The organism is Bacillus sp. 3G2 (genome assembly GCF_044324725.1).
Lineage (GTDB): Bacteria > Bacillota > Bacilli > Bacillales > Bacillaceae_G > Bacillus_A > Bacillus_A mobilis.
This window is the reverse complement of record NZ_CP172246.1, coordinates 1,283,933-1,296,677: the sequence shown is the minus strand read 5'-3', so window position 1 is coordinate 1,296,677 and position 12,745 is coordinate 1,283,933. Positions and strand designations below refer to the sequence as shown.

Genomic DNA, 12,745 nt, shown 5'->3' with positions numbered 1-12,745 from the left:
CTATATCGTTCGTATTATAAAGGAAGGTGTCCTCCAGAGTTTTCTTCACCATCTGCACCTTTGTTACGAAAGATTTCAGATAAAACCATTAATCCTACGATAGCTACAATTAAAATTGTAGAAAGTGCATTAATTTCTGGTGATACTCCGCGCTTAACCATACTGTAAATGTATAATGGCAATGTTGTTGATCCTGGTCCTGATACGAAGAAACTAATTACAAAATCATCAATTGATAATGTGAATGTTAATAATGCGGCTGAAATAACTCCTGGTGCAATTGCTGGGAACGTTACATAACGGAACGTTTGCCACGGCGTTGCTCCTAAATCATTTGCAGCCTCTTCTAAATCACGTCCCATACCAGAAAGACGTGCTGCTAAAATAACGACAACAAATGAAATACTAAATGTAATGTGCGCAATAATAATTGTTGTTTTGCCAAGTTCCATACCTAATTGACTAAATAAGATAAGTAAAGATAATCCCATTAAAATATCAGGAATTAAAATTGGTAAATACACAAGACCGTTAATAGCCCCTTCATAACGATATTTATAACGATGTAGTGCAATTGCAAAAATCACACCAAGAACTGTCGTTACAATCGTCGTTACGATCGCAATCGTCATACTATTTACAAACGCATCAATAACATCTTGCTTTTGAAATAAATCTGTATACCAATGAAGTGTAAAGCCTTCCCATTCCGCATTAATGCGAGAATCATTGAAGGAATATACCATTAAAACCATCATTGGAAAATACAAGAACAATAAAATTAACCAAGAATAAGAAACTAAAAACTTCTTCATCTTTGCCTATTCCCCTCCGTTCCCATCATATTTATATACTTTCGTTGCACGATAATATAAGTAAATTAACAGAACAGAGAATAGAACAACAATCATAGATAACGCAGATCCAAACGGCCAGTCACGCGCTCCTAAGAATTGATTTTGAATTACGTTTCCGATTAATGCTACCTTCGATCCACCCATAACGTCTGATACAACAAACATTCCGATAGAAGAAACAAACACTAAAATAGAACCAGTAGCAATCCCTGACATCGTCATTGGTACTGTTACATTCCAAAATGCCTTTGCTGGTGTTGCACCTAAATCATAAGCTGCTTCTAGCTTACGCTTATCAAGCTGCTCAATCGCTGCATACACCGGTAAAATCATAAATGGTAATAAAGAATAGACCATTCCGAGTACTACAGAAGGTGTATTATATAGTAAATTTAAAGGTTCACTAATAATCCCTAGTTTCAATAGCAATGTGTTTACAAGACCTTGTGAACGTAAAATAACAATCCATGCGTATGAACGAACAAGGAAGTTAATCCAAAACGGGATCGTTGCCAATAATAAAAGAATGGAACGATATTTACGATCAACAATTGTAATTGTATATGCAAATGGATAACCAATCAGTAAACATAGCACTGTCGTAATAACCGCAATTTTCACTGTTTCCCATAACGTCCCCATATATAATGGGTCAAACACACGCGCTATGTTCTCTAATGTAAATTGCATTTCCACTGTCCCATATGCCCCGCGCTGCATAAAGGCAAATGCCAACACAAACAGAAGGGGAATTAGGAAGAAGATTAACAGCCACGCGACTGTCGGTAGTGCGAGTAATTTCCCTTTTTTCAATTTAAGGTCACCTCGTCCTCTTGCTCCCAGCCTACGTATACATTATCTCCAATGCTCCACTGCGCTGCTTCTTCAGCAGTTTGATATGCCATTAGTAATTCTGATGTTTTCTCGTCACGTACATACAGCTTTTCCATATTTCCAACAAACTCAACGTCTTCAATATGTCCAAGATGGTATTCTTTTAAAATCGGATCTTCAACCGAACGTACCTTTACGTTTTCAGGGCGAATTGCTACATAGCCTTCCCCGTTTTTCACAATATTATTTTCACCGATAAATGTCGCAACGAACATCGTTTTCGGCTTATTGTAAATTTCTTTCGGCGTTCCAATTTGTTCAATATGTCCTTTATTCATAACGACAATACGATCACTCATGCTCATCGCTTCTTCTTGATCGTGCGTTACGTATATGAACGTAATTCCTAAATTACGTTGTAAGTTTTTCAATTCACGTTGCAAATCTTTTCTTAACTTAAAGTCTAACGCTCCAAGTGGCTCATCTAGTAATAATACACGCGGGTTATTTACAATCGCTCTCGCAATTGCTACACGCTGCTGCTGTCCACCAGAAAGCTTTGCAGGTTTACGATTACGGAACTCAAGTAACTGCGTTAAACGCATTGCCTCTTCAGCACGCTCTTTCTGCTCTGCTGCCGGTACTTTCTGCATTTTCATACCGAAACAAATATTTTTCTCCACATTCATATGTGGGAATAGCGCATAATGTTGGAACACTAAGTTCATATGACGCTTATATGGCGGCAAATCGTTAATCTTTTCATCATCTAATAAAAGATTCCCTTTAGTTGGCGTTTCAAAACCTGCGATCATACGAAGTAACGTTGTTTTCCCGCAACCACTCGGCCCTAAAATCGTTAAAAATTCCCCTTCTTTAATGTCTAAAGAAAGAGGTGGGATAATCACTTGATTTCCAAAATGTTTTTCTACTGCTTCAACTTTAATAATCTTTTTCATTTTCCCGTCCTATCTACCTTAAATTTAAATTTTTATATTCATGAATAAATATTTATGTTCTATAGACTATTTTTTGTTTCGATCCAAACAAAAATGATTGTTTAGCAGCGTTCTCTTCTATTCTTTATGTAGTATGTTTGATTCATTTTCGCACGATACATGTGTCGAACAGAAAAACCCCTTCCATTGCGAAGGGGCTATTATCATACGGCTACGCCTACTGATAAACACCATCATCATTTTAACAACTTTCGTATGAATTTTAAAGCACTTTTTGTAGAAGAGTAACGAATTTTCATATCGAATGCCGTAGATTGGGCTAAAATGCTTTTATAATGTGAAAAAGTCCGAAAACTTTCTTCCCCATGATAACTACCTAATCCACTACTTCCGACGCCTCCAAAAGGTAAATATGGCGTTGCAAGATGATAGACAACATCATTAATACAGCCTCCGCCATATGAAATATTACTCGTCACTTTCTTTTGTACTTCTTTATCTTCAGAAAATACATATAACGCTAACGGCTTCGGATGTTGCTGAATTGTGCCAATTACCTCTTCTATATTGTCGTATTCTATAATTGGTAAAATCGGACCAAAAATTTCATCTTCCATAACAGTACTTTGCCATGTAACATTCGTTAACACTGTTGGTTCTATATGTAACGTTTCTTTTTTATAGTTCCCGCCGATTACCGTTTTACCATCTTTCAAAAATATACATAAACGTTCAAAATGACGTTCAGTCACAATTCGTACATAATTGTCGTTGTTCAGTGGATTTTTTCCATACTGCTCCGCTATCTCGTGTCGTAATGCCTCGATTAACTGTTCTTTCACCGAAGTATGCACATACATATAATCAGGCGCTACACACGTTTGACCTGCATTTAAAAATTTTCCCCACACAATTCTTCTTGCTGTTACATCTATTTTTGCATCTTTATGTACAATACATGGGCTTTTTCCGCCAAGTTCTAACGTAAGTGGGGTCAACCGTTTCGCAGCTGCTTCCATCACAACTTTTCCAACACCAACACTACCTGTAAAGAACATATAATCAAACGGTTCCTTTAACAATTCCGTACTCTCTTCTACACCGCCTTCTACTACCGCTACAAGCTCTTCTTGGAATAATTCTTCTAACATTCTCGTAAGCACTTTGGAAACGTTTGGCGTTAGCTCTGACGGCTTTAAAACAATTGTATTTCCAGCCGCCAACGCTCCTACAAGAGGTGCAATTGCTAATTGAAATGGATAGTTCCACGGCGCAATAATAAGTGTCACACCGTACGGTTCAGGCACTACTTTCCCCTTTGACCCAAGATGAGTGAGTGCTGTTCGAACTCGCTTCGGTTTACTCCATGATGAAATATGCTTCAATTGAAAGGAAATTTCTTTTAATACATATCCAACTTCCGTTGTAAATGACTCATGAGCCGACTTATTTAAATCTAATTTCAATGCCTTAAATATTTCTTCTTCAAAACGCTGAATGCCTTCATAAAGCTTCTTCAAATTATTCTTTCTCACTTCTATACTTCTCGTATGGCCATTATAAAAATATGCCTTTTGTTTATTTACAATAGAAGAAACACTCATTCATTCACCTTCTCCCACTATTTTTATCCAATTCTTTCATTATTTATATAGACCTCATACTATAATAAATTTCAATTCGTAAAGTTACATTATATATAATTTCTTCTTTTATATAAAATTCATTGCTCACAAAAAAACTACCGAAAGAAAATCTTTCGGTAGTTTTACTTTATTAACGATATAAACGAACAGCACCTGCAGAATTATCATCAGCTTGTCCTACTACTTCAAACTTCAGGCCAAGATTCGGTAAAATACGTCCTGCATCTGGAATCTGTTTATTAATATACGTTTTCGAATCATCAAACTTCGGTACGCCTGCTAAGCCATTATACGTATACGTTCCACGCGTTGGAGATACAACTTTCCAAGCTGGCGTTTTATCGAATGAAAACGCCGCATCAGCGATTTGGAATCGTGTACTACTTGCCACTGTTGGTTTACCATTTAAAGTTCCAACAATCGCTTCTGGATGAGAATCAACTACGCCAAGGAAACCGTGTCCTGGATGTAAACCAACCCAGTTATCTGTGTAAGCTGAATCCGCATACCATACAACCATACCAGTGTTGTATTCTGGACCGCGAGCATATTTCAATGCGTTATCTGAACCAGCATAGTTTCTCCACTCTACATAGTAGTTATGTTTTTTCTTCTCTGTTCCATTAGATACAGCGAATCCATCTAACTTGAACTGCGGTGTACCTTCTGCATCATCAGAGAATACTACTTTACCATCTACATTTAGTGATGCATTATCAAGTAGGAAGCCGTTTAATGCTAACCCACCATCTGTAATGTACTCAAATGTTAACTTTACTTTCTTGCCTTTGAATTGGCTTAAATCGTATGATTTATCAATCCATTTGCCATTTGTTGAATCGGCATTTCCACTATTTGCTTTCTCGCCAAGTTTTTCGATTAATGTTTTTTGGCCATCTTCTGTTACAGCATGCACTTCAAGGAAATCATACTCTGCTTCAATTTCATACAATGACTTGAAATCAAATTTCGCAGTCGTTGCATTTGTCAAATCGAATAGTGGCGTCTCCATTTTTGTATGAAGATTGTCACCTTTTGTGCTGTAGTAATACTGCTTACCAAATGCTGGCGCAATTGTTTTTATATCTTTATCTGGTAAGTTAACACGAATCATACCTGGTCTTGCTGATTTCGTAACACTTTGGTCTAAATATGTTGCTAGACCGATACCTTTATTTAATTTCTCGTAATCTACTTCTACGATATTTGCCCAGTTACCACCGATTGTTTTTTGGAAAAACTCTTTATTTTGCGGTGAGAAACTCGTTGGCGTTGTTCCTGCAATGTTACCCGCCCAGCTTCCGCCACTCATAACAGACCAAGCTTGAATTGGTTCACCGTCACCAGTATAGTCTGTATCATACTCATCTGGAAGACCTAAATCATGACCATATTCATGTGCGAATACACCAACTGCGCCATCTTCTGGTTCAATTGTGTAGTCGAATGCTGCGATCTTTCCGCCCCAATATGGAACTTTTGCTTGTGTCCCTTCAATTGGGAATGGTTTTGGTCCAACAGTCCAGCGATGTGACCAAATTGCATCGTCACCTAATTTACCACCGCCGGCTTCTTGTCCAACACCCGCATGAATAATCATTAAGTGGTCAATTAAACCGTCTGGTTGTTTTTGATTTCCATCACCATTTACATCGTACTGATCGAACTGGTCAAACTCTGATAAATCAATACCACTATCTACAGCTGCTTTTAATGCATCTTTTACTAAATCACGTGGTCCTTTTGGTCCTTTATTATCATGACCTGTCGCACCATCTGCACCGTAATCAGCAGCTTTACCAGGAACTGTTAACCATTTTGTAACTGTTCCGTCTACTGTATAACTACCGCCAGATTGCTCTTCGTAATATTGTTTAAACGTCTCGATTTTACTTCCATCCTCTAATGCGAATGGCTCATCACCGAATAACATTTTCTCATAATGTTCTTTGTTAAAATCGTCAGTATACATATAACCAGGTTCTTTATCAATATTGTTATGTTTAAAGTCAGCGTACTCTACAAGTAAAACGAGTACTTTATCTTTACGAACTTCACCGTTATATTCTTTTCCCTTTGCTGGAGAAGTTGGTACTTTACCATTTAGACCACCCTTAACTGGTCCTGTCGCTGCAGGTGTTCCTGTTGCTGGTTTGTCTAACTTTTCTTTCGTATCTGCTTTCGCATCTTTCACTTTCTTTAAAAAGTCAGATGCTTCTTTCGTAAGTGGGTCCCCATTTGATACTTCTTTCCCAGGATTTTCACCCTTTTTGTTCTCTACGTATTTTTCGACAGCTTTCTTTGTTTCTGTCTCGGAAGCCTTCGAATCAATTACCCCACGTTTTTTTAACGCATTTGCTAAACGTTCTTCTGGAATTAAATGATCATCAACTGGGCTCGTAGCTGTCTTATTCACAGGTGTTTCAGCATATACAGACTGGCCACCCGCTCCGAATGAAAGACCTAACACAGCTGTCAAAGCGATTGATGACAAAACTTTGAACGGTTTCTTGTTCATCCCTTATTTCCTCCCCTAATAAATAATATGTATTACAAATTGAATTTTATTAAAAATTCAATATTTTTTCAATATTTAGTCATATTATGTAATGTTTTTAATATATTTGTAAAAATTCCATAGTTAGCATACGAATATATCACAATTCAACAATGTTTTCTGAAAATATTGAAAATATTTGTCAGAAACTTTATAATCGCCATAGAGGGAATTTAATGGGGATTTTATCTTTGTTTTATCTACAAAATATTTGATAATTCACTATATAAAACACAAAATGCAATTGCATTATCATATATTCTGTAGCAGCAGTTATGACCGATAATTAGGGAGGAATTACATTTGTACAAAGATAAGACTGACGCACTGGACCAAGAATGGATTGATTTAATACTTGAAGCTCTAGACGCTGGTATCGCCCTGCAAGATATCGAACATTTTTTCCAACGTATGAAGCCATCCAGTCAGGCTCAATAGGTTTGTTCTTTTTAACGAAGTTTATGTTATAATAATGACATCATAAGACGACGACATATTGATAGAAAGGTGCGCAAATATGATTGGAGAACGTATAAAACGCCTTCGCTTACAAAAAGGTATTTCATTAACTGAACTTGCCGAAAAAGCTGGCGTTGCTAAATCTTACATTAGTTCTATAGAACGAAATTTACAAAAAAACCCTTCCATTCAGTTTCTTGAAAAAATCGCAGCAGTTCTACAAATTCCAGTTGACACTCTACTTCATGATGAAACAACAAAGGAAAATCATTTAGACTCCGAATGGACACAACTCGTTAAAGATGCGATGAGCTCAGGTGTCTCCAAAGAACAATTTCGTGAATTTCTTGAATTTACAAAATGGAAGCACGATAATAAATAGAAAGAAGTGCTTACAACCGGCACTTCTTTTTTCTTTATAAAAAAAAGCGGGGGATACCCGCTTTTTGATTTATTCTCTTGATTCGCCTTCTCCTTGATGAGCATTGAATGTCCATTCTAAGCTCAATGAATCACCTTGGAATTTATTTTGATCACCTTTATCTTCGAATTCAAATTCTACCCATAAGTAATCGTCAGTACCAGCTGCTAAACCACCACTTTCTCCCCATTCAGGAGCAAAGATTGCTTTAGCTAAAACATCTGGATTTTCTTTTTGTAACTCAGCTAATGTTGTTGAGTATACAGGCTCACTTTGTTTATCCCAATTCCAAATGAAGTTCACCTTAATGTGCTGACCAAAGTCTTCACCGGCATTATCTTTTTTCAAGTCAGTCACAGTATACTTTGTCGCTAATTGTACATCTTTAATTGCTAACGAACCGCTATTCTTTAATAAGAACTCTTTCTTTACTTTATCCCCTGGTTTTAAATCTTTAATATCTACAAGCGTTTTAGGGTCTAATGTAAGATCTAACGTCCCAGCTGCAAATGTATTATTCGATACTTCTTTATCGCTAAAGTATGCAAATGTTCCTCCACCAATTAAAGATAACCCCAGTGCCGCTGATGCAACTCCCATACCTAATTTCTTTTTCAGACTCACAATCAATTCCCCCTAGCTGTTTTTTATATTTTTACCCCTTTATTTTTCAATAAGGGACAGAAAGAAAACTATATTAGCTTAGCTAATGTTTGTTCTCTTTTAAAAACCTTAAGTTCATTATAACGAACAACACTATATAAATACAACATTTTTTTATTAGTATTTTCAGTTATTTTTATTTCTCAATATCATTTTAAATTTTCTAAAAAATATTGAGAAATAAATAAAAACATGAATTGATTTTCACTATCTATACTTATTATTATCCTTCACCATCATGCTGCCAACCAGTTTTCTCGTATCTGCTAGATTTTGGCGTGTATTGTTACAATAAAGTGAAACTTTAATCAGTGGGGGTTTTCTTCATCCCCCACTGATTATTAGCCTTCACCAATCGGACTTTTATGGGCAGACCGCCCCCCGCCTAACTTCTTTGCTTTCGCTGAATTTTGAGGCGAGGGTCTTACTGCCCATTAAAGCGGGATAAAGAAGACACGCCGAATAGGTGAGTCGCAATGCTCTCTCACCTATTCGGCTGTATACCCTCTATTCCCTCTGAAATGTTGCTGTATTTACTTGCTATCTTTATTTTTCTGTTCTTCTTGTTTCTTCTTCTCTTCCAGCTTTTTTGCTTCTTCCTGTTTCTTCTCTTCTAGCTTTCTCGCCTCTTCTTGCTTCTTACTCTCCTCTAGCTTTCTCGCTTCTTCTTGCTTCTTACTCTCTTCTAGTTTTTTCGCTTCTTCTTGTTTCTTACTCTCTTCTAATTTTTTTGCTTCTTCTTGTTTCTTACTCTCTTCTAGTTTTTTTGCTTCTTCTTGTTTCTTACTCTCTTCTAGTTTTGCTGTTTCCTCTACTAGTAATTTCTCGAAATCTTGAATTTGTTTATCGATCGCCTGTAACTTTACCTCTTTATCAACATACTCACAATTGTCTTTCACTATATGGAAGCCAGCATTCACATACGAGAATACTTGCTTATTCGATTCATTTTTATTTCCTTTTAACGCTTCTTGCACCTGATTAAAAGGACCTTCTATTGATACATATACTTTTTGTAACAATTCTCTCTCAGCAACTATTTTCTCCCGCCCTTGCTTCCACGTAACAAGCGTCTGTTCTAACTCTTGAGTGGAAGTAGCAGTTACTTTTGATTTCATTCCTTCATACTCATGCAAAATAACTTCCTTATGTTTCTTAGCTTGTTCTGTTAATTGATCAACTGTTTTTGGAAAAATACTTGCTGTCGAAATGGTAGCCTTTACTTGCGTTTCATGAACGAAAGCCGCTTCTGTATAAGTCATCATTTGAGAGCCTAAATAAAAAGTAATCGAACACAAACATGGCAATATAAGCATCTTTTTGAATTTGCGAGGTGGCTTCAGCATTTTAATCTCTCCTATCGAACAACTTGTTCTTTATCAAGAACTATACCTTTATTATAATAAAGTGAATTATAAAATGATATAAGAAATTATCTTTCTTTTTACATTTCCCTTTTAGCAAAAAAGGAGACTATCATTTTTGATAGTCTCTTTTTCTGCTTATTTTTTCTCCACTCCATCGCCTTGTTGTGCTTCAAATGTCCATTTTAATTGAAGTTTGTCACCTTGGAATTCATTTTGAGGCTCATTTTTATTAATAAAGTGGAATTTCACTTTAAATGAATCATTAGTTCCTGCTTTAATACCTTTCTCAGGCCATAACCAACTTACTAAATCATTTTCTGCAGCAGTCACTGTTTTATTCTTCAAATCTTTCAATGTCGTTCTCTTAATTACTTCATCTTTTTTATCAATATTTTTCAAGAAAACTACTTCAATGTCTTCGCCAAAGTCTTTCTTATTATCCTTCTTCACATCTTCTACATCATACTCTGTAGTTAATAATACTTTTTTAATATCTAATGTACCTTTATTCTCTAATTTAAACTCTTTTTCAATTGTGTCACCTGGTTTTAAATTATCCACTTTCACAATTGTTGATGGATTCAGCGCTAAATCCAGTGTTCCAGACGCAAATGTATTGTTTGACACTTCTTTATCGCTAAAGTATGCAAATGTTCCTCCGCCAACTAGTGCTGCTCCTAATACTGCTGATGCGATACCCATCCCTAATTTTTTCTTTAAAGTCATGTCCATATCCCCTTGATTTATATATTTGTCAACTTCCTAAACGGAAAGTATAACCAAATGAACTAGACGGATTGTTCTACTTTTTTCTCTTTCTTTTCTCCGTCGATGCTACGAATCGCACTAAAAATAGAAATCGCTGAATAGCCTAGTAAAAAGATTCCTGGAATAATAAGAAGTAAAGCAGCTCCAGCTTTTGAATTCGCATAATTTAATGCATACCCTGCATAAGGAACTGTAATATCCGCATATTTCCCAATGACATTCTCCGCAAGTACTGGTTCTAAATCAGCACCGTTGTTGTTATCCCCTTTTGTTTCATACATTACTTTTCCATTTGTATCTTTCACACCGATAATACGGTGAGTGATAATTTTTTCGTCTTTCTCTTTAAAGGTAATAACATCGCCTTTTTGATATTTAGAACCATCTTTCGTTGGCTCAATCGCAATGATTGATCCTGTTAAAAATGTCGGTTCCATCGATCCTGATAACACTGATTTAAATTGATATCCCATCACCGTTGGATCCCCACCGCTCGCTTTTGAAGAAATAACTACAAAAGCTAAGCAAATCATCAATGCAAATAAAACAAATGAGATAACGTTGCTAATAATCTTCCAAACGAATTTCATCATTTCTCTCCCTCTCCGTTGTTTTATATTATTTGAAGTATATAATACCCATCTTGTTCTTTAACGAGAACACAACTAAATAATATAACGAACAACACATAAATGCAATAAGAAAATTTACAATTATTAGTTATTTCAAACATATAAAAAAGACTGTGACAAAGTCTCTTCACAGCCTTTTAACTAGTAATTTATTTTTCTTCTGATTTCATTCCTTTTGTATTTCGGCGTAGCACTACAAATAAAATGGCTCCAAATAGTACAGCGGCGCCTATCCCAATGCTTATTATTTTCACATTTGATTCATTTACTTCAGGCTCAGCCATATCTTTTTTAGGCATCGCAAAAGTAACATCTTCTTTAGAAAGAACATTTACCGTCGCAATTGTTTGATTATTTTTCGTAATATCAACTGCCCCAACTACTTCACCACGATGAATTCCTTTATGATATAAAGAATCTTTATCTAATGAAGCTGCACGGAAAATCGTCCTCACATTTTTCCCTTCATCTTTCTTAAGCATAAGCTCTGCACTTTTTTCAAGCTCGCTATCGATATCTTTATTTAAATACGTTGCCTTTTGATGCCAGCTATGTTTATCTAGTACAGTTTGCTTCACAAATTGACCGAAAGAGTAGTCCGCCATCTGCTTCAAATCTTCATAAATTTCAGGTCTTTGAGAAGCCATTACTACATTTATAATACGATTGCCATCCTTCTCATTTAATAAAACGAGTGTATTACGCGCTTCATTTGTAAAACCCGTCTTCCCGCCAATGCTATATGGATTTTCAAAATAAGTAGACTTGTTAAAAATAGACACAGTCTGTCTAGATGTCGTAACTGTCGTTCTTTTCGTATTCATTGCTTGCAAAATTTCAGGATACTTTTGCACACCTCTCGTAATCATAGCCATATCAAATGGTGTTGTATAATGATTCGGATCATGCAATCCATTTGGTGTGACAAAGTGACTATCTGTAGCCCCTAATTGCTTCGCTTTCTCATTCATCATATGAGCGAAATTCTCAACACTTCCGCCAATACGCTCCGCAATCGCATACGACACATCATTCGCGCTCAGCACCATTAAAATCATAAGCGCAGTATTACGATTAATCGTCTCACCAGGTTGAAACTCAATTTGATAATTACTCTTCTCTTGATCTAATGCTAATTGTGAAAACGTAAATTGATCCTCTGGCTTTGTATGCTCCATAAGTAAAATCGCTGTTAACACTTTCGTCATACTTGCTGGAAATGCGCGATGATGTGCATTTTTGTCATACAAAACATCTCCTGTTTTCGCATCAATCGCAGTTGCAAACTGACTAAAAACATTTGGTCCTTCCGCAGGTGGTGGTGCCACTTGCTCTGGATTCACTCCAATATTCGTCTCAGCACGTAACGTCATAGGTGTCAAAAAAAATAAACAAATAACGGTAATAAAAGCCAAAATTTTCTTAAAATTTACCATATGACTCTCCCTTTTCACTATACTCTCACAGCTAAAAAACTGAATCTACCAATCTATATGTAATTTGTATTAAATTGGAAGAACATTCGCTGTTTTTTACTATATCATACTTTTACGATGAAGAACATAAATATACAGTAAAAAAT

12 protein-coding genes are annotated in these 12,745 nt (G+C 36.1%); 2 read left to right on the top strand and 10 right to left on the bottom strand.

Annotation, left to right across the window (positions count from 1 at the left end):
• Positions 1-14 precede the first annotated feature (14 nt).
• The 5 genes from potC to inhA1 form a co-directional block, all read right to left on the bottom strand.
• On the bottom strand, positions 15-815 hold the full coding sequence (gene potC / locus ACHZK0_RS06580; RefSeq protein ID WP_061678819.1) for a spermidine/putrescine ABC transporter permease PotC: 801 nt from the start codon (positions 813-815) through the stop codon (positions 15-17).
• 6 nt (positions 816-821) lie between these two features.
• Complete coding sequence (gene potB, locus ACHZK0_RS06575) at positions 822-1,670, bottom strand: spermidine/putrescine ABC transporter permease PotB (protein WP_061678818.1); 849 nt, start codon at positions 1,668-1,670, stop codon at positions 822-824.
• Entirely contained in the window at positions 1,667-2,650 is a 984-nt protein-coding gene (gene potA, locus ACHZK0_RS06570; RefSeq protein WP_262740972.1) for a spermidine/putrescine ABC transporter ATP-binding protein PotA, read from the bottom strand. The genes potB and potA overlap by 4 nt, the downstream gene beginning before the upstream one ends.
• Positions 2,651-2,886: 236 nt before the next feature.
• Positions 2,887-4,254, bottom strand: a complete 1,368-nt coding sequence (locus ACHZK0_RS06565; protein ID WP_270606050.1) for an aldehyde dehydrogenase — start codon at positions 4,252-4,254, stop codon at positions 2,887-2,889.
• Between the two features lie 172 nt (positions 4,255-4,426).
• Entirely contained in the window at positions 4,427-6,814 is a 2,388-nt protein-coding gene (gene inhA1 / locus ACHZK0_RS06560) for a M6 family metalloprotease immune inhibitor InhA1 (RefSeq protein WP_262740970.1), read from the bottom strand.
• A gap of 342 nt (positions 6,815-7,156) precedes the next feature.
• Between inhA1 and ACHZK0_RS06555 the strand changes: the two genes are divergently transcribed.
• Positions 7,157-7,291 carry an anti-repressor SinI family protein gene (locus tag ACHZK0_RS06555; protein WP_000276217.1) on the top strand — a complete coding sequence of 45 codons (135 nt, stop codon included), beginning with the start codon at positions 7,157-7,159 and terminating at the stop codon, positions 7,289-7,291.
• A 79-nt stretch (positions 7,292-7,370) separates the two neighbouring features.
• The gene (locus tag ACHZK0_RS06550) at positions 7,371-7,694 is read left to right on the top strand and encodes a helix-turn-helix domain-containing protein (protein ID WP_071722219.1); all 324 of its coding nucleotides are present in this window, start codon (positions 7,371-7,373) and stop codon (positions 7,692-7,694) included.
• Positions 7,695-7,763: 69 nt separating this feature from the next.
• On the opposite strand, the gene calY is transcribed toward ACHZK0_RS06550, so the two are convergent.
• From calY to ACHZK0_RS06525, 5 genes are all read right to left on the bottom strand, one after another.
• A complete protein-coding gene (calY, locus tag ACHZK0_RS06545) occupies positions 7,764-8,357 on the bottom strand; it encodes a biofilm matrix protein CalY (RefSeq protein WP_076536050.1) in 594 nt (197 codons plus the stop codon).
• Between the two features lie 572 nt (positions 8,358-8,929).
• The gene (locus ACHZK0_RS06540; protein WP_270342406.1) at positions 8,930-9,742 is read right to left on the bottom strand and encodes a DUF4047 domain-containing protein; all 813 of its coding nucleotides are present in this window, start codon (positions 9,740-9,742) and stop codon (positions 8,930-8,932) included.
• Between the two features lie 156 nt (positions 9,743-9,898).
• Positions 9,899-10,489: a TasA family protein gene (locus tag ACHZK0_RS06535; RefSeq protein WP_270342412.1), complete on the bottom strand. Its 591-nt coding sequence runs from the start codon at positions 10,487-10,489 to the stop codon at positions 9,899-9,901.
• Between the two features lie 62 nt (positions 10,490-10,551).
• Positions 10,552-11,121 carry a signal peptidase I SipW gene (gene sipW / locus ACHZK0_RS06530; RefSeq protein WP_071722212.1) on the bottom strand — a complete coding sequence of 190 codons (570 nt, stop codon included), beginning with the start codon at positions 11,119-11,121 and terminating at the stop codon, positions 10,552-10,554.
• 191 nt (positions 11,122-11,312) lie between these two features.
• Positions 11,313-12,599 (bottom strand): D-alanyl-D-alanine carboxypeptidase family protein, encoded by a 1,287-nt coding sequence (locus ACHZK0_RS06525; RefSeq protein ID WP_262740966.1) that lies wholly within the window; start codon positions 12,597-12,599, stop codon positions 11,313-11,315.
• Positions 12,600-12,745: the final 146 nt, after the last annotated feature.

Excerpts from the sequence above, each read along its gene's own strand:
- potC (WP_061678819.1), bottom strand. The coding sequence starts at position 815 with ATGAAGAAGTTTTTAGTTTCTTATTCTTGGTTAATTTTATTGTTCTTG.
- potA (WP_262740972.1), bottom strand. The coding sequence starts at position 2,650 with ATGAAAAAGATTATTAAAGTTGAAGCAGTAGAAAAACATTTTGGAAAT.
- ACHZK0_RS06565 (WP_270606050.1), bottom strand. The coding sequence starts at position 4,254 with ATGAGTGTTTCTTCTATTGTAAATAAACAAAAGGCATATTTTTATAAT.
- inhA1 (WP_262740970.1), bottom strand. The coding sequence starts at position 6,814 with ATGAACAAGAAACCGTTCAAAGTTTTGTCATCAATCGCTTTGACAGCT.
- ACHZK0_RS06550 (WP_071722219.1), top strand. The coding sequence starts at position 7,371 with ATGATTGGAGAACGTATAAAACGCCTTCGCTTACAAAAAGGTATTTCA.
- ACHZK0_RS06540 (WP_270342406.1), bottom strand. The coding sequence starts at position 9,742 with ATGCTGAAGCCACCTCGCAAATTCAAAAAGATGCTTATATTGCCATGT.
- ACHZK0_RS06535 (WP_270342412.1), bottom strand. The coding sequence starts at position 10,489 with ATGACTTTAAAGAAAAAATTAGGGATGGGTATCGCATCAGCAGTATTA.
- sipW (WP_071722212.1), bottom strand. The coding sequence starts at position 11,121 with ATGAAATTCGTTTGGAAGATTATTAGCAACGTTATCTCATTTGTTTTA.
- ACHZK0_RS06525 (WP_262740966.1), bottom strand. The coding sequence starts at position 12,599 with ATGGTAAATTTTAAGAAAATTTTGGCTTTTATTACCGTTATTTGTTTA.